We start from the raw sequence: 17981 nt of genomic DNA on the forward strand, positions 1-17981 counted from the left end.
TTAAATTATCCTTGGAGTCTAATTCGTTTAGTCACTCCATAAATGATAATTCTGCTCGTAAGAAAAATGATCAGGCCATAACCCATTGGAATAAAGGAGATACCGATACCATCGAAAAGATGCTTCGATTCTACCTGCCCCCAAATCTCAATAGCCTGAAGCGCACCATACAGCCCTAGAAATTGTGTGAATAATCCGAAAATTAAAGCAAATAGGCCTAGGGACTTGATTGTTTTCAGTCTTTGGTCGTTTACAGTGATCCTTTTTATGCTAATCTGTCTGGGTTTTATTTCGATCAGGCAAAAACTGATTATAAAGACCAGAATCATAGAAAGTGCGGTCATATAAAGTGGTTCGCCTTGTAAAAATAATTTCACCATCGTGTCACAGAATTATCGAGGTAAATTTAGTTTTGAGGCTATCTTTCGGACAATGTCAAATAACACCCTAAACCAGTCAGTCATCGACTTTCAATTGAATTTATTGACATGATAAACAAAATTGAGAAAAATCGTGTCATGAAAATGCTTCGGTTGGTGGTGTTATGGCTCTTGGTATTTGCACTTCTTGTGGCGAAATATGCGCAATCCACGTTTACTATCGGTGACTCCCTTTATTTCTGTTTCCTGCTATTTCCTGTCATCTTTGGCACTTCGGTTTTTTTCAATCAATATCTAGTACCAAAGTATTTGTTGACGGGTAAGTACAGAAGCTTTGCCCTCTATGCTTTCTATTTATTGATCGTATCTGTTTACTTGGAGACATGGGTGATAATTTTGGCACTTGTGCTCATTGGAGATTATCAATTCACCTCACTCAACCCAGAAGTAACAGATATCTTGAATATGGCCTTGGTATTGTATGCCATCGTTTTTATTCATGGCTTTAGTGTGCTGTTTAGGCATTTTGTAGAACAGAAGAAGACTAGTCAAGGCTTATTGGCACAACAACAGCAGGCGGCGGTTAAGTCTTTTGTGGTAGTGAGCGATCGCAAGAAAGTACGTATAGAGGAATCTGAAGTAAAATATATAGAAAGCTTGGGCGACTATGTGAAGGTTCACACGATCGATAGGGTAGTCATCTCAAAATCAACGATTTCTAATTTAGAAGCAGAACTGTCCGCTGATTTCGTGCGCATTCACCGTTCATTTCTTGTTAATAAGCAGTATGTAGACTCATTCACTAAAGAAAAGGTAAATATTCAGTCAGTCGAGATTAATATTACCAGAAAATACAAAGAGTCAGCTTTGAATAGACTGAGTTCCTGAGTAGCAGTTACTTCGAAATACGGAAAATGGAAAAATTATTGGCCATTATGTCATCCGTTCAATCCTCTTCAATTCTTAGGTTTACCCAGAGAGACGGAATAATCTTCTGCCGTGCCTGATATATTAACGCTAATGAATCTGGTGCGCTTTTTATCGTTCCTATACTGAATTTCGTCTATCTGGTCCGAGTTGTCTCGATTCTTCCTTCCGAATAGCTTTTGAAAGCCAGCTCTTGTCACTACTCGCAATGGAATCCGCATATTATAGTCCATGTTCAAATCCAGCCCTTGACGACCCGATATCTCAAAAAATCCGAGTGAAGTATTGATATTCATTTTAGGGATAATCAAATCGCCATTTTTTAGGCTAAGCGTATTTTTTAGCGTGTCGAATCTCACAAGGTTCAAGTTTTTATCAGTGAAAAAACTCGATAGCGCCTGAAAAGGAGTGAAGTTGACTAGGCTGCCATTCAACACTTCCACATCAATTTCAAGGTCCGAGACATCTGTTGCAGGTATTAAATCAGGGTGCATATGGATCTGACCACTTAGAGAACCACTCAATTTGCCGTGCAGGTTGTTAGAAACCAATTGGTCTTGGCCGAAATTGTCAAACTTAAAAAGCAGTTTATCCAAGTCAACATTTTTCAGTTTCATATTTGGGCTGAAGTAAATCTTATCAGGATTAGAACCATTGAAATAGCCATTCAAATCCATCTGCCCACCTGCTGCCTGTAAAGAAAGTGTATCGAGATAGATAAAGTGATCTTTTTGCATTCTTCCCTCGAGTTTAAAGCTATCCAACAAGTACTTATGGTAGTTTATATGGTCTACATCCAGATTAAATTCAATGTTAGCAAATGGCAGATCGAATAGGTTAAAACCCGCTTCATGGTCTATAGCTGAAGTATCAGAATTTTCGGAAGGTGGGACATAAGCAAATAGCTGATCAAAATCTAATCTCGGGCTTCTAAGCGTAAATTGATGTGGAGTAGTTTCTGTATCATCCAAATGGTAGGTCAAGTCTACTTCTAACTGCGTATTTCCTAATTGTCCACCTAGTTTTTTCACTTCCAGCAATGTGCTATCGACAAATACGCTTCCATTAAAATTCTCAAGACGCATATCGTGCTCGTTGGCCTTAGCCTCAATTTTATCAATATCTAGCTGCACCGACTGGAGCTTGTTTTTAAATGTGATGCTGCTAATGCCGTGCATTTTAAGATCAGCAAGTGTCTCGTGCTGATAGTCTTCTGGAACATAGTTTTCGCCACCATAGGAGAAAAGATCTTCTAATTGAATCTGAGATGAGTTGAAGTCGAAATCCACGCTTGAGATGCCATTGGGGTCTTTTTCGAACCAGAGGTGATAGTTTTCCAGCTCACCATTAAAATGAAAATCACTTTGATCAAGCATGCCTGTAAAATCAATCACTTTGAAGTCCGTTGAATCAATAATAACGTCCACATCAAAGTCGTGTAGCTTGTGTGGATAGTTCGTGAGTTGGGCATTGAGTTCGCTAATAAAAAACTCGCCTAATGGAAGGTGGGGAGACTCGGTAAAGGCTCTTGCCGAACTGTTGAATTGAAACTTCATGGAAAGGTCTTTGATCTGTTCATCAATACCCAACGAGTCGCCTTCGGTGCGGGTAAGTTCTTGAATGTCAATCAGCCCAGCATTAAGGTTGAGGTTAACGTTGACAGGTAGGTTCGTGTGATGAAGAATAGCAGGTAAGTCTGATATGCTGGCAGATAAGGAAATATCTGAGTTGCCAGCCTTCAGGTTAAACTGATCTATTTCAGCTTTGTGGCCATCTATAGCAGCGTGGATATTGATGTCTCTAAATGGTAAGTTCAAATCCGGACTGGTAAAATTTAAGTTTTCTACTTTCAGCTCTGTAAAATAACTCTCATTAAGCCGTTCGATAGCTTTAGAGGGATCATCAAGATCTACGATGTCGTGAAAATTCATGTCTAGGGCCACTGTACCACTTAGATCGCTCAGGTTCTGAATATTTAGAAAATCAGCCAAGAACTCCAGATTAAACTCAGAGTTAAGGTTCATCTCAATATCCGGAGAATCGAAATTCTTAATACTTACGCCTCCGCGAAAAGTACCCGTTTCGGGTCGGGCCGTAAAATCGGATATCTCAAGGGACATGGATTCTGGCGTGTTTAACTCACCCGTGGTGAAGTGTCCCTTGAAAAAGAGCTCATCCACACTTTTACTTACTTCTACATTTTCAATAAACGCCTCCTCACAACCGAAGTCTATTTCTACATGAGGGATTTTACCATTGGCCGAAGGTCCTTTAATTGTGGCATCAAAGAAAACACTCCCGCCATTGTTGTACCTTCTGAGCAGCGGGCTATACTCTTCAGGAACGAAAGCTAAAAATAGATCGAAGTTCGGTTTCTGTCCGCTGAATTTCAGGTCAAGATTCATTTCATCGTTAACGTTTATCATTCCATCCATCAGGAATTCAGCTTTTTCTATTAATAGTTCGGAAGGAGTAATATCCAAAATCCCAGTAGTCAAATCGTAATCTACGCCAGTAGATAACTGTAAATGTTTATCATGTAAGAATGAAGTATCACCATCTAGGACAAGGTTAAAGAGTAATCTACTATCAAACCGTGCCTTGATATGCTCATCAGAGGTGGAAACACTCGATTTGATTTCTTCGATAAATACTTCCGCCAGAAGGTTAGTAGACTCATTGATTTTCAGTACATCAATATTGCTCAATTCAATAGCATCCAGGCTTAGGTGCAGCGCAGGCCCATCTGTTGTTTCTGATTCCTCTTCAATTTCGCCAGAGAGTGCGTTGGTGATATTGAAAGTGCCATCCGTATGCTGAATGAACTTAACAAAACCATCGCTGAGTTTTATTTTATGGATTTCGTAGATGCCACGGATAATCGAAAGTAAATCGAAGCCGACATAAACATCTTGAATTTGGACTAGGGCTTCACTACTGTCCGCTTTAGTTTCATAAACAGCTACATTTTCTAGGTCAATGGATACATAAGGGAAGTTAGCAAAAGGGGAGATGTGCGAACCTTCGATTTTAAATTCACCTTTGAAATCATGATTTAACTGCGTTAAAGCTTTTTGAATCAGCCGGTCTTGCTGATTGTATGTGATTCCAATAATGATGGTAAAAAGTAGGATCAAAAGACTAAATACCAAGCCCAACCTCCTCATCCACTTTCTAATTTTTGTTGTCTCCGCCATACTAAGTTGAAAATAGAACGCCAATGGCATAATTACTAGTGTAAATCCGAATTAACATTGAAAATCTAGGCTGAATGCACGCGATAGATCATTCAGTTTTCAAGAGGGTATTCAAAATGTTTAGTGAGGGGAGAGTTTAGAGGAGAGCACCAATGGATTGGATTATTTTCAATACACTAACGATTAAGACTATTGTATAGTAAACTAGCCTAACTCAATGACTGTGGATTTTTAAAGATGATACCCCAACTTGAGTACGATTAATTCGGTTCTTTCAGCGCTGATCCCAATTTGCCAGTTTTCAGTTGCCATATGAAATCCACCACCATAGCCTATATCTAATCTGGTTTCGATGTAATCATCTCCACTAAAATGTAATAGAGCAGGACCTGTTAAGAGATTAAAAAAGTAGCGATACTTATTATCAGGTTTGTTAAAATAAATCCTTCCACCAAAAAGCGGAGTGATAGCCAAGCGAGTTTCATAGTCGTTTGAAACATTAAACGAAAGCTGACTATCCCATGTGATCCCTTTTGCCTTAGCCTTATAGTAGTTCACCCCAATATGGAATCCATGAAAATCTTCGAAATCAATACTCGGAAATCCTTGTGCATATCCTGCTGTTATCGTGAATTGCTTTTGCTTATCATCTTGTGCAATGATTAAATCCGTTGAAAGGAATAGGATAAAGAAGATTGGAAAAAGTCTTTTCATGGATGAATCTTTTTTAAAGTGATTTTTATCGATGAATTCAATCTACTAAGCTAAAAGTTTTACTACACTATTGCAGTAGATCAGCCGTACTGTAGATTACAATTCAATCATCATACCGTCACTAGACGGAGGGTCTTCATATCTAAATATGACACGATTAAAATGATTATGGTGAGAAAACAGATTTCTTTTTTTAGGATCCTGCTGACACTGGATTTATACCGGAATCATAATACTTTTTTGTGCATTACATTGATTCTCTAGCATTACTAGCCGTAAGCTTTCGTCTGACTAATAGGTTTATGTTTTTGGAACTTCTTTGTAATCTCATTTGCAAAAACGTTATCAGTGACTGATAAAGGTGATTTGCTAACGTGTTTACTTCCCAATACAGAACTTCGAGAAAATATTTGCTAGCAAATCATTAGTGGTGATTTCTCTTTATTATTGTAGTGCACCGTGAATATTCATAAAAGGAAAGTCTTTGACTATTGTTATTGGGGCTAAAGATCAAATCCTTTTATAATTCCTGTTTGAATACCAAACCTGATCACTCCAGCTGAATTTTTTACACCTAGCTTATTTAAAATGTTTTTGCGATGTGAGTCTACTGTATGTTGGCTTATGAAAAGCTTTTCAGAAATTTCATGAGAATTTAGCCCTTCGGCAATCAATCGAATGACTTCCTTTTCGCGTTCCGAAATTTCTATATCCAAAGGGCTGTCGAAGACTTTGCTTTTCTGGAAGCTTTTAATCACAGTTCTTGTGATTTCTTTACCGTAATGAGGTTCGTTCCTTATTAGACTCTGAATAGCTTTATGAAGTTCTTTCTTTCCTGAGTTTTTAAGTAGATATCCATCAACTCCAATTTCAATTAGATTTTTGATAAACTCCGGCCTGTTGTACATGCTAACAATAAGGATTTTTACTTCAGGAAATTCGGTCTTGAGCTCTTTTGCAACGCTTATACCATCTTTTTTAGGCATGTTGATATCCAAAATGACCAAGTCTAGTTCATCTAGAGCTCTGGTGAGTTCTATTACTCCGTGCCCGTCAAGGGCTTCACCAACAACTTCAAAACCGTCAGAACCATTTAGCATCAATTTCATGCCATCAATGATCATTTGATGGTCATCTGCTACTAATATCTTAATTACACCTTCGTTCATATTGGTAAGATAATAGTAGCAGATATACCCATACCAGGTGAAGAAGTGAGGTTCCATTTGGCACCAATTTTTTTCGCTCGAGATGCTATGTTTTTTAAACCAATACCGGAGGCTTTATTAATATTATCCATACCCTTACCGTCATCGGTAATATGAAGTAAGAGCTCAGTATTATCCTTTTGAAGTTTGATGTCAAATTTATTCGCGTTTGCATGTCTAAGTGTATTGCTGAGCAATTCCTGAACTATACGATACAAGTGCACTTCTTTTTCGATATCGAGCCTTTTATCCAAGTTTTTGGTTTCAAGAGTTACCTTCAAATTATCCAAAGAGGAGACATTTTCTTTTAAGTCGTATAAAGCAGCTTCTAAGCCGAATTTTGTCAAAACACCGGATAACATGTTATGCGAGATTTGGCGTGTATCGTCAATGGCCTGCTTGAGCATTTTATTGACAGATTCGAATTGTTCAGGGGCAAGACCATTATCGTATCCACCTTCTAAGTGCATTTTAGCTGCGGAGAGTACACTTCCTAACCGATCATGCAATTCTTCTGCTAGGTGTTTACGTTCTTTCTCCTGGCCTTCAATCATGGCATCCAAGGCTTTGGTCTCCTGCTCCTGTAAGAGCTTGTCTACTTTCTGCTCGTAAGAGAGTACCAGATTTTTAGACTCTACTTTGATAACCTTGTTTCTTTGAATAAAGAATACCAGACCTCCGAGCACCACAAAAAGAATACTTCCAGCAATGATTTGAGTGTTTTTTTTAGCATTTATTGCTGTTTGTTTGCTAAACATCTCTGAAGCTAACTGTCTATCTTTATTTTCCGAATGATAAAGCTCCGTGAATCCGTTTACTTCAGATTCTGATTTTTCGTTTATGTTCTTGCTGTATAGAATGAAGTAATTAGATAAATACGAGTATGCACTATCATACTGATTTAGGTGTTTATGGTATATTGCGAGGTTTGAGTAAAGACTCATCTTGAGATTATCATGATTGGACTTTGAGTTATTTATTCTTTGCTCTGTTTCGTTAAAAAAGTATCGTGCAGAGTCAAGTTTCTGTTGATTTAGAAAATAAAAACCAAGACTGTTGTAAGTTGTAAGTAGTTTTAACCTAGAAGCATCTGAATTGAGTATCAGTTTTTTGCTCTTATTTGCGTAATAATAAACGCTGTCTTGGCTTCCGAGTTCAGAGAATACCGCACTAAGATTTTGATATAAATCAATTTTACCATTAGTATTTAATTCCTGCCGTTTTAAGTAATAGAAGCAGTTCAGTGAGTTTTTAATAATGTTTGATCTACCCAAAATCTGTTCTACCCCATAAATATGAGGTTTAGTTCTTATCTCTTTTGCCCAATTAAAATATGCTAGCCCTAAATTGTTTAATATAGCTTCTTTTCTACTTTTTATATTGGAAGCTGAATCGAATTTCAAGGCACTTTTATAATGATCAATTGCTTCAGGGAATTTTGATAATCTATCATATGATATCCCTAGGAATTCATGTGAAAGGGCAATGCTTTTTATTAATTCTCTGTTTTTATCCTCAATAGAATTTTTTAATGCAAGACTCTTAAGGTAAACTACTATTGCTGCGTCAAATGCTGATCTGGCTCTAAAGACAGACCCTCTTCTATCCAATGAGTTTGTTTGCCACTCAAAATTGTCTTTGCTCTTTGCTTGATTATAGGCCAATTCAAAGTAGAAACTTGCACTGTCGTACTCTCTTTGCCTTCTGCGTGATTCACCGTACCAGTAGTGATATTTATAGATAGAGTTCTGGTCAAATTGACTTTTATCAACCGCATTCACATAGTCGTAGAGTTGTTTAAATTTCTTTTTGCTATGTAGTGAATTGATTGAGTCTAGAACTTCCTCTTGCTGACTCGGATTACTTTGTTCAATTGTATTAAAAGTCAAACAAATTGATAGGATAATAATGTGTGTCATCCTATCAATTTAGATAATTTCTAAGATTAGCCATCAGGATCATTATAATTTCCCACTGCACCTTCGTCGGGGTTTGCTGTACTGTGTCCTTTAGGTTTTACCCAAACATGATCAATACCCCGGTCTCTTAAAAATGGTTGTGATTCGAAATGTATTACACCGGTTGGTCCATTACCATTTTTAAGTTGTATGATAAATTTGGAACACTGTTTACGGTAACCTGACAATTCATCATAGGTTTGAATCTTGGGGTTGTCTCGAATTATTTCGTTGCTAACAACTTCTACACCACTACCTTCAGGTATATATAAAAAGGCGTGAATCTTGAATACCTCCTTACGTGTAGCAGAATCAATCCCTTGATATTCTAAGGATAAATAGGTTTTAATAGGTCTCATAAATTAAGAGTTATGTATGTGATAAATATTTCATTAGCTTTTTATACCCTTTAGGAGTAAGGTCTTTGGGGTCTAATAGGCTGACGAATTCGGATTCAATTTGAACTGACTTGTGACCTGGGAATCCATAGCCATAAATGCCATCCCAGCCCACGCCCCCCAGGTCGAGGGACATTTTTTTAAGGTGGTCCTTTAAATCTGCGGTATCCTTGACTTCAGTTCGGCTTGTAGTTTTTCTATGTTTTGAAAGAATTAATGCTGAAAGAGCGGCTATAAATGGGGCAGCAAAAGAAGTGCCTGATTGTATGTAATGGAGTCTTGCAAACCTATTAATGGACCAAAGTCCAACGCCTGGAGCGACAAAGTCTAATCCACAACCTAGATAGCCACTTCTTGAAATTAAATATTTCCCGATAGAGCCAACGGCAATTGTCTCAGGCAAGCTCGCTGGAAAAGTGAGTTTCCTGTCATTTCCGGCAGAACAAATCACATGCTTATTTGCACTAACGAGATCTTTAATCGCGTCATGAATGCCTTGATGATATTCTGTCATTCCCAAACTGATCGAAACAATATCTACATCCTTTTTTAAAGCCCATTCGAGACCTTGAACCACATGTTCTGTATCATAATTTTTGTTAGCATCCATGACCTTGGCAATGTATAAGTCACATTTTGGCGCGACCCCCAGCACCCCCGTATTATTGATTCTGGCTCCAACAATTCCAGCGATTAGAGTTCCATGGTTTTCATTGTCGGTCATATCTGGTTCTCTGGTGTAATTGACGCAACCTTTGATTGCTCCATCGAAATCTGCATGTTCTGTTATTCCAGAATCGAGAATTGCTATCTTAATACCTTCTCCTTTAGTTTGTTGCCAGACCTTAGGTAGATTGGCGATTTGTTTACTCCAATCAATTATATCATCTGTATTCAGTAGATTTCGTTTTATGCCTAAATAATCAGCAACCTTTTCAGATACCTCTAATGACTTGTAATCGGGTAATTTGTATATCATTTAATTAGGTTTTTCGTATTAGAATTTACGCATAATTCAATTCATCACGTTCGTATTTCTTAGAATGGATTCCACACATAGCGCAATGGCTTTTAGATCCGTTATCAGCAAAGATTCCCATCATCGCTAATTCCTGGTGAGAGGGGAGATTGTAATCATCAGCTTGACTGTAATCTACTTTGTAGCCTAAGTCGTCGAAAGAAGCTATGGTTAACCTGCTAATTGGATTATTTCCTTCATTTAGGAAACCTGTCATCAGCTCATGACCAAGAAGATGCTCCCGCCAGTGCCCATCTCGAGTACCTCTTCCTCCTGTGTTAGCCACAGGAACTGTAACAGAAGCTTGAAAACCTAAAAGAGTGGCCATTTCAGCACAAGCTTTAACTCCTGTAAAACTTGGATTTGCACTGCCTATTCCACGGATGAGCCCTTTTTTTTGCCAAAGGGTACCAAATCCTATAACGTGGGCAATTTCATGCATGATGGTATTTGACAACTGATTATTGTCTTCTAACTGATCTAAGTCTGCACTGTCAAATCGCATTATACCTTTAGCAGGTAAACCGGAATCGGGTCTAAAACGAGTCGGACCGGCTTGACCCAAAATGCCTGACTTTCCATCGATAGGATGTGCACTAGCATCAATCACAATGCCTTTGATTTGTTCATTATCAATTTTGACAAGTGGCAGGTCTTCAGTGATAATCTGTGACCATCGTTGTGCCGACTCCTGAAAGATCAGTTCTTGCGAAGGCGTTATCCCACCATTAAACCTAATATTCAGTGTAAGACTGCTCATAGTGATTCGCTTAGAAGTTATATGAAAACCCAATGAAGAAGCTGGATTTGGACTGTTTGACAATTTGTACTTCATCAAAACTTGCTACTTGATCTCCGATTGATTGATTACTAGCTAGTCGTTCGACTTTACCAAATGCTAGGCCTCCATTAAGAATCAAGCGCTGTTGTCTGCCAAAGATTAATCCTCCACCAACCAGGTAGCGGATATTTTCATTATCGTTGATCATAGCACCGACACTTAATGTTGGATTTATGAATCCTCCATTATCAGAATGTACATGAATTAAACCTCCGAGGTTAATATCAGTGTCGTTGTCATTTTTAAGAGCGATTTGATTAAGCACGTTGTTGTTACCATCAGTGAAGGCTTGTGTCGTATACTCGTAATCACTTAATCCACTTAAGAATATCCCTGAACTAAAGCTTATTTTGAAATTTGATCTAACATTAAAGCTGATGGAATCCGTCTGTTCTGGATAAATGGGAGTAATAGTCAATCCCTCTTTTGGTTTGAGACTATATTTTATTTTTAACTCATCGCCTCTTACATCTTGAACGCGCTTTGAAACGTAGAATCTATCGGGGGTTATAGATCTATAGTATTTGACAAACTCCTTAATCTGGCCTTCAATCTGGTCAAAATCGAGGGTGTGGGATAAGATTCGAATTTGAAGATTATCGTTTAATTGATCGAGGACAATCTCTAAAGAGTTCTTCAATTCCGACTTAGTAGAGTTTAGTTGGTTGAGAATAAAAAGTGAACAGTCTTGAGCTTCGTTACAACTAAACCTGAATTTCTCGAAAATAATCCCTTGCTTTTGATCAAGAATGTCTTCAATATCTACGTTGTCATTTTGCACCATATAGTCAAAGGCTGTTGCCGCTGATTTAATGTTTGAAATGATCCCTAGTGCATTTTTTATTTTGACTACTTCATCTTTAATTGAATTTCGAGTGGCTAGCGATTCCAATTGCATAAGAGTTTTTTCAACCTCAGCTTCTTCTTCAGCTTCAAAGAAATTCTGTTGTATAATGTCAGGAATATCGAACTCATATTTGATCGATTCCAAACCTAGCTCTATGTCATATAGGAACGGATTGGCATGGAGTAAAAACTCGACTTGATCTCCTTGCTTTAGTTTAAATTTTTGTCCAATGTATTCAACATGGTCGCTGCCATTAATGGATATATAAGTCTTAGGACTCTGCGCCAAAACTGACATTGAAATGAATAGTATGAGTAAAAGAGGTATTAACTTTTTCATCGTTTTATTAAGGTTATGTGTTGTTATTTTTAAATGCGCCAGTTACTCTATTGATGGAGTAAGGAACTACTCCAATTCCCAAGGCGAGTAGGGGGTCAACTAGGACATCAAATTCTGTCATGATACCCGTGGTGAGATATATAAAGAGCGTAAATACTATAATTGTAAGAGAGAGGACTATCGCAATGGCTCCGGATAGAAATGCAATGAGCCTACTGGTACTTTCAATTTCATGGTCCTTATTATTGATAATTTTGATCTCTGATAATGCCCTTTTGAAATCGAAGTTTGGCGCGATTCTTTTACCTAAGAAGAAAGCTCCGATTAAAAGTCCTAGCGGCAAAGCAAATGCGAGCCATGCCATGTGACGAAATCTTGTGCCCACATGAGAATTATAGAAGTAGCTGAATTGCTCACGTTGACTCAAGGAATCTAGTTTGTAATAGAGTCCATCAACTTCTTTGGATTGTTCTTCTTTATAAGTTTCAAAGGCCTTTTTAGTGTCTTCCAGTAACTTCAGGCTTTTTTTAAGATCCTTTTCTAGGTTTTTATAATAGTCAGAAACGCTGACCTGGCATGAATCGCAAGTTTGTGACTTGCCTACTAGGATCAAGGGAGAGAAAACAATAAGGCATATAGAGAATATTATTTTAGACATCTTGAGTACTTTTTCTCAAATGTCTTAATTGCCCAAAAGAAGCTTGTCACTAACTACGGTACTTTGGATTCACTATTTATAGTGATTTTAATCGAGAGGGAATGATGGCTTCTCCGCTACGGGGAGTACCTTCAGAAGGTACTGCAGCTTATTGGGCCTCCTAGAGAGTAAATACCCGTTATTTGGTAAATAAATTTACCTTAGGCATTACTTCCCAATACAAAACTTCGAGAAAATATTTGCTAGCAAATCATCAGTGGTGATTTCTCCAGTGATTTCGCCAAGATAGTGCAGGGCGCGACGGATGTCCATAGCCACAAAGTCGTTCGTAACTGATCCATCAATACCATTGATCACTGCTTCTAGGGAGTTTTTGGTTTGTAGGAGGGAGTCGTAATGTCGGATATTAGTCACCACCGTATCGCCACGTTTGAATTTGTCAAGGTTTACAAGTTCAAGAATTCTTTCCTTGAGGATTTCGACTTGCTCAGGCTCTTTGGCAGAAAGGAAAAGCATATCGGGGTGTTGCGACTGTAAACTTTCTACCAAAGTGTCATCTACCTTATCTAATTTATTGCCCAGTTTTAGGAAAGGAACACCAGTATTTTCGAGCCGATTGATTTCTTTGTTCATCTCTACCGTACTAGTATCGGCCAAATCAAATAAGTAAATGATCAAGGAAGCTTGTTTCATTTTAGCCTGCGTGCGCTCTACACCAATGGCTTCAATGGTATCCTTTGTTTCACGAAGACCCGCCGTATCGATAAACCTGAAGGCTACGCCACCAATAATTAACTCATCTTCAATAAAATCCCTTGTCGTACCCGCTATATCCGAAACTATAGCCTTTTCTTCGTTTAGTAAGGCATTGAGTAGGGTGGATTTTCCAGCATTAGGTTTTCCAGCGATTACGGTCGGTACGCCATTCTTGATTACGTTACCTAAATCAAAGGAATGGATCAAGGCGTTAATTACCTCAAGTAAGCGGTTGACCAATTTTTTCAAGTCTTCGCGACTCGCAAATTCAACGTCTTCTTCTCCAAAATCCAATTCCAACTCAATCATGGAGGCGAAATGGATAAGTTCTTCACGCAAATGCTTGATTTCACCTGAAAAACCACCACGCATTTGATTCAAAGCGGCATGATGGGCTGCTTCAGAATCGGCATTTATCAAGTCGGCCACGGCTTCGGCTTGCGCTAAATCGAACTGGCCATTCATAAAGGCACGCTTGGTGAATTCCCCGGGTTTGGCGGGCCTAGCACCTTTACGAATAAAGACCTGAATAACCTGTCGGATGATGAAATTTGATCCGTGACATGAAATCTCGACCACGTTTTCCTTGGTAAATGACTTTGGGGCAATAAAAAGCGACACTAAAACCTCATCCAGAATTTTATCACCATCGCGAATCGTCCCAAAATGGATCGTATGGCTCTCTTGGCGCTCAAGGTCTTTTCCCTTAAATACTTTATTAACCAAGCTAATGGAAGATTGACCACTAAGCCTAATTACCCCAATAGCACCTATGCCTTGAGGCGTTGCTAGGGCAATAATTGTGTCTTCATTATGGGCCAAGTCATGCATAGGCGCAAAGATAAGGGGAAAACTTTGTCACTTATGATTCCGATATCTTAAATTCCTTATTATCGTAGGCTATATAAAACCAATGCTATGGCGAACTTTTTAAACTGGCTCAAAAAGCACTTTCAATCACTTTTACTGACGCTGATTTGTTTTGCGATTTTCATCGTATTTGAGTCGTTTCAGCAACTCTTTTATACCAATAATTTCAATAATGGTGTGCCTTCAGACCTTGGATTTTGGGATGTATTGCAAGGTGGGCTATACCGATGGCTCATTTGGGGAGGTGTCGCTATTCCATTGGTGCTTTTGACAAACCGTTTTCCCATTAAGGAAAACAGAGGAAAACATTTAACCCTTCAATCAATCTCCATATTTGTTGCATTATTACTCAATTTAACACTCATAACGCTGACTAATCAGGCAGTACAAGCTGATTTTTGGACAGTTTTTCCAGAAGTATTTGAGTTCTATTTTTTCCATAAAGCACCGATTATTCTGGTAGCACTGATCATGCTCGTTCTATTAGTCGAATATTTTAAGAATCGGGATATTCTGGAGGTCACCATAAGGCAAGTGGGAGAATTGAAAATGGCCAATGAGTCACTTTATCAAGAACTTGAAAAAGGTCAATTGAGCGAGGAATCTTTGGTGATAGAAGTGAAAACTGGAAATCGAATTCGATTGATATCGGAAAATGTGATTCAATGGTTGGAAGCAGATGATTATTGTGTCAAAATTCATGATAACGAGGGAGCTGTCCACACCCTAAGAAGCTCGCTCAAAGCTTTCGAGCAAAAATTGCCATCCACTAAATTTTTGAGAGTTCATCGTAAGGCGATCGTTAACCTGGATTGTATTGTGGAGTATCAATTGGGAAATAACCCATTGGTAAAGTTAAGTGATGGATCAGAACTCCCTATCGCACAATCGCGCGTAAAGGCTTTCCGAAACCAACTCAATTTGGCTTAATAGTTTCAGTTGGTCAGTTTAATTCCCTGCATTAAGTCCTTCTCTTACTGCAAAACAGTTGGTTTCTGCTCTATTGTGGTATTTGTTGTGTCAAAATTCAAATACTATGACATTGAGAAGGAATACATTTTTAATCATTCTATTTTTTGCTTCCACTATAATTTTCGCACAAGATTATTCGGCCTATGTGGTGAGTGAGAAGAACCCTTTCGGTTTGCCTAACCCAAAAGCACCTAGCCAAATCAAGGATTATGCAGATTTAATTGGAACATGTGATTGTCAGTCCACAAGTCGAAATCAAGATCAGACTTGGGCTGAACCCATTGCCATGACTTGGACATTTAAATACATTATGAATGGTATGGCGGTGCAAGATGAAACTATTAAAGCCGATGGCAGTCATTCGGGAAGTATTAGACAATATAATGCCGATAGCGCACGATGGCATGTGCATTATTATGCCACGTCGGGCACACCTGCTACGCTGCCAAGTTGGGAAGGCGGTTTGAAAAAGGAAGAAAATAAAATCGTCCTTTACCGAGATTCACCAGCACCAAATGGAACGCCTGGAAACTATCGGATTACATTTTCGGAAATGAGCAAAACTGGGTTCAATTGGATCGGGGAGTGGGTCGATAAAGATGAAACAATCAGTTTTCCACTTTGGAAGATCACCTGCAAAAAGCGTAATCCATAGCAGTATAATCGAATGGAAGATGAGCTTTTTTAAGCAGTTTTTTGCGCTAGGTTTTTGGCTTCTCTTTTTTGTGCCATCCGCTTAAAGAGAATGCCATTACTTGGCGAAAATAGATACACTATTCCGAAAATTATACCAGCTACGGTTACCACAGCACCTGCTATCGATCCGTCTAGCATTACCGCTAAATAGTAACCCAAGATGCTTATCACGATCGCTATGATGGACGTAATCAATAGCATCTTCTTGAAGTTGTCCGTCAGTAAATAAGCTGTTGCAGGTGGGGCAACCATCAGGGCAACGACTAAAATAGCCCCAACGGAATCAAAGGCTGCCACAGTCGTCATAGAAACCGATCCCATAAGCAGGTAATTCCATAAGGCTACAGAAACGCCTGTGGTAGCGGCAAAAGCTGGGTCAAAAGTGGTGATGTAAAGTTGCTTAAAGCCAATTCGTATAAATAGAATGATCAAAATAAGCGTGATAGAAGAAATGTAGAGTGCCCTTGGGCCAAGATTTGTCCCAGAATCGGTAATCCATAAATCGATCGGCACGTAGGCAATCTCACCATAAAGCACGCATTCCTGATCTAAATCTACTTGACCTGCAAAAACTGATATGAGAATAACACCCAAGGCGAAAAGTGAGGTAAAAGTGACGCCGATCGAGGCATCCGTTTGGAGTTTTGCCCTTTTGTGGAAGAATTCGATCAAAAAAGTACTGAAAATACCCAATAGGCCAGCACCGATGATCATTTCGAAGGAATCTCTAGTGCCTGTGAACAAAAAGGCGATCACAATGCCCGGAAGGACGGCATGCGAAATAGCATCGCCCACCATGGCCATTTTTCTAAGCACCAGAAAACACCCTAACAATCCGCAAGCTATAGCGAATAGGGAAGAGGTGAGTATGATATAAAGTGCATCCATCTGGTTTTGATTAGTTAATGATCATCCTTAGTAAGGTATTTTCTCTTTATGTGGGTCTAATTCAGGGTATTCAAGCATTCGCTCCAATTCCATTTCTATCTCAGGAGTAATAATATGTTCAATGGTTTCGGCATCTTCATGCACGTGATCCGGGGCAATTTTCATGTATTTAGAGAGGTATAACTCCCACAGTCTGTGCAATTTTACGACCCGTTGCCCTTTCAGTTTACCAGCCTCGGTATAGCACCATTTGCCGTCACGTTGGCTTAGAAACCCCTGTCTTTTTAGACGCCTAAGTCCAATTTTGAGTGATTGTTTAGGGAAATAACGCTCCTCGATCAAAGCTTCGACAGTTCTGCCACGGTAAAAGTCATCATCTTTTTCACCCAGATGATAAAGCTCTTTCAGTAGGTTTTCATCAAGGATTTGTTGCTTCAATTTGTTTTGTTGTACCGATCGTGCTAGAATTCCCCTTTTCGGTGCGATAAAAAAGGATACGATCGCGAGTACCGAAATAATGATGACTATCCAAGGGCCTGTAGGCATAGAGGGCGCAACGAAACTGACATAAGCACCCGATAAACCAGAAAGTCCACCCAGAATAGCGGCAATCATCGTCATTTTAAGTACGTCATTGGTCCAAAACCTAGCCGCAGCGGCTGGAGTAATCAACATAGCAGCCATTAAAACAACACCAACTGCCTGAATCCCAGTGACAACAGCCAGAACCGTCAGAGAGGTTAGGAGTAAGTCTAGATGCTTAACTGGAATTCCAAGGGCTTTTGCGTAGTGACTGTCAAAGGCGATCAGTTTGAGTTCTTTGAAGAACAAGGCCACCGTCACAATTAGAATAAGCGCGACCACGGCAAAAATTATGAGATCTTGTCCAACTAAAGCCGCCGCCTTACCAAATAAAAAGGAATCTAACCCAGTCTGGTTGGCGTTGCCAGAATGTTGAATGTTTGTGAGCATTAGGATGCCTACACCAAAGAAAACGGAAAGGATCAACGCGATGGCTGTATCTTCTTTGATTTTGGATTTGGTAGTAATATGATCGATAATAACGAGCGACAGCCAACCTGTGATAAATGCTCCAATAATCATCCAAATAGGATTTTTTGTACCTGATAAGATAAACGCGAGACAAATACCCGGAAGAACAGCATGCGCTACAGCATCGCCAACCAAAGCTTTCTTTTTCAGAAAAGTGAAGGTTCCCACCACGGCCGAGGAAGCTGTCAACAAAACGGCTCCGATTACCACAGAAACGATACTGGGGTCACTAAAAGAAAAGAATTCTATGAAGGTATCCAT

16 protein-coding genes are annotated in these 17981 nt (G+C 39.1%); 3 read left to right on the forward strand and 13 right to left on the reverse strand.

Annotated elements, in window-relative coordinates:
• Positions 1 to 5 precede the first annotated feature (5 nt).
• On the reverse strand, positions 6 to 380 hold the full coding sequence (locus BFP71_RS13055) for a hypothetical protein (RefSeq protein WP_069835907.1): 375 nt from the start codon (positions 378 to 380) through the stop codon (positions 6 to 8).
• 108 nt (positions 381 to 488) lie between these two features.
• Between BFP71_RS13055 and BFP71_RS13060 the strand changes: the two genes are divergently transcribed.
• Positions 489 to 1268: a LytR/AlgR family response regulator transcription factor gene (locus BFP71_RS13060; RefSeq protein WP_069835908.1), complete on the forward strand. Its 780-nt coding sequence runs from the start codon at positions 489 to 491 to the stop codon at positions 1266 to 1268.
• Between the two features lie 68 nt (positions 1269 to 1336).
• On the opposite strand, the gene BFP71_RS13065 is transcribed toward BFP71_RS13060, so the two are convergent.
• From BFP71_RS13065 to mnmE, 10 genes are all read right to left on the reverse strand, one after another.
• The gene (locus tag BFP71_RS13065; RefSeq protein ID WP_069837070.1) at positions 1337 to 4504 is read right to left on the reverse strand and encodes an AsmA family protein; all 3168 of its coding nucleotides are present in this window, start codon (positions 4502 to 4504) and stop codon (positions 1337 to 1339) included.
• Between the two features lie 231 nt (positions 4505 to 4735).
• Entirely contained in the window at positions 4736 to 5218 is a 483-nt protein-coding gene (locus BFP71_RS13070) for a hypothetical protein (protein WP_069835909.1), read from the reverse strand.
• A 503-nt stretch (positions 5219 to 5721) separates the two neighbouring features.
• A complete protein-coding gene (locus BFP71_RS13075; RefSeq protein ID WP_069835910.1) occupies positions 5722 to 6387 on the reverse strand; it encodes a response regulator transcription factor in 666 nt (221 codons plus the stop codon).
• The gene (locus tag BFP71_RS13080) at positions 6384 to 8345 is read right to left on the reverse strand and encodes a tetratricopeptide repeat-containing sensor histidine kinase (protein WP_069835911.1); all 1962 of its coding nucleotides are present in this window, start codon (positions 8343 to 8345) and stop codon (positions 6384 to 6386) included. Before BFP71_RS13080 ends, BFP71_RS13075 begins: the two co-directional genes overlap by 4 nt.
• 26 nt (positions 8346 to 8371) lie before the next feature.
• Entirely contained in the window at positions 8372 to 8743 is a 372-nt protein-coding gene (locus tag BFP71_RS13085) for a hypothetical protein (RefSeq protein ID WP_069835912.1), read from the reverse strand.
• Positions 8744 to 8753: 10 nt separating this feature from the next.
• Positions 8754 to 9761, reverse strand: a complete 1008-nt coding sequence (locus tag BFP71_RS13090) for a S8 family serine peptidase (RefSeq protein WP_069835913.1) — start codon at positions 9759 to 9761, stop codon at positions 8754 to 8756.
• 25 nt (positions 9762 to 9786) lie between these two features.
• Entirely contained in the window at positions 9787 to 10560 is a 774-nt protein-coding gene (locus BFP71_RS13095; protein WP_069835914.1) for a leishmanolysin-related zinc metalloendopeptidase, read from the reverse strand.
• Positions 10561 to 10570: 10 nt separating this feature from the next.
• Positions 10571 to 11827 (reverse strand): hypothetical protein, encoded by a 1257-nt coding sequence (locus BFP71_RS13100; RefSeq protein WP_141719760.1) that lies wholly within the window; start codon positions 11825 to 11827, stop codon positions 10571 to 10573.
• A 13-nt stretch (positions 11828 to 11840) separates the two neighbouring features.
• The gene (locus BFP71_RS13105) at positions 11841 to 12485 is read right to left on the reverse strand and encodes a hypothetical protein (RefSeq protein WP_069835916.1); all 645 of its coding nucleotides are present in this window, start codon (positions 12483 to 12485) and stop codon (positions 11841 to 11843) included.
• 207 nt (positions 12486 to 12692) lie between these two features.
• On the reverse strand, positions 12693 to 14072 hold the full coding sequence (gene mnmE / locus BFP71_RS13110) for a tRNA uridine-5-carboxymethylaminomethyl(34) synthesis GTPase MnmE (protein WP_069835917.1): 1380 nt from the start codon (positions 14070 to 14072) through the stop codon (positions 12693 to 12695).
• 87 nt (positions 14073 to 14159) lie between these two features.
• Between mnmE and BFP71_RS13115 the strand changes: the two genes are divergently transcribed.
• Positions 14160 to 15041 carry a LytR/AlgR family response regulator transcription factor gene (locus BFP71_RS13115; RefSeq protein WP_069835918.1) on the forward strand — a complete coding sequence of 294 codons (882 nt, stop codon included), beginning with the start codon at positions 14160 to 14162 and terminating at the stop codon, positions 15039 to 15041.
• 106 nt (positions 15042 to 15147) lie between these two features.
• A complete protein-coding gene (locus BFP71_RS13120) occupies positions 15148 to 15738 on the forward strand; it encodes a hypothetical protein (protein WP_222843485.1) in 591 nt (196 codons plus the stop codon).
• 29 nt (positions 15739 to 15767) lie between these two features.
• On the opposite strand, the gene BFP71_RS13125 is transcribed toward BFP71_RS13120, so the two are convergent.
• Positions 15768 to 16667 (reverse strand): metal ABC transporter permease, encoded by a 900-nt coding sequence (locus BFP71_RS13125; RefSeq protein ID WP_069835919.1) that lies wholly within the window; start codon positions 16665 to 16667, stop codon positions 15768 to 15770.
• Between the two features lie 27 nt (positions 16668 to 16694).
• Positions 16695 to 17981 (reverse strand): metal ABC transporter permease, encoded by a 1287-nt coding sequence (locus tag BFP71_RS13130; protein WP_069835920.1) that lies wholly within the window; start codon positions 17979 to 17981, stop codon positions 16695 to 16697.

The organism is Roseivirga misakiensis (assembly GCF_001747105.1).
In the GTDB taxonomy this organism is placed as follows: Bacteria; Bacteroidota; Bacteroidia; order Cytophagales; family Cyclobacteriaceae; genus Roseivirga; species Roseivirga misakiensis.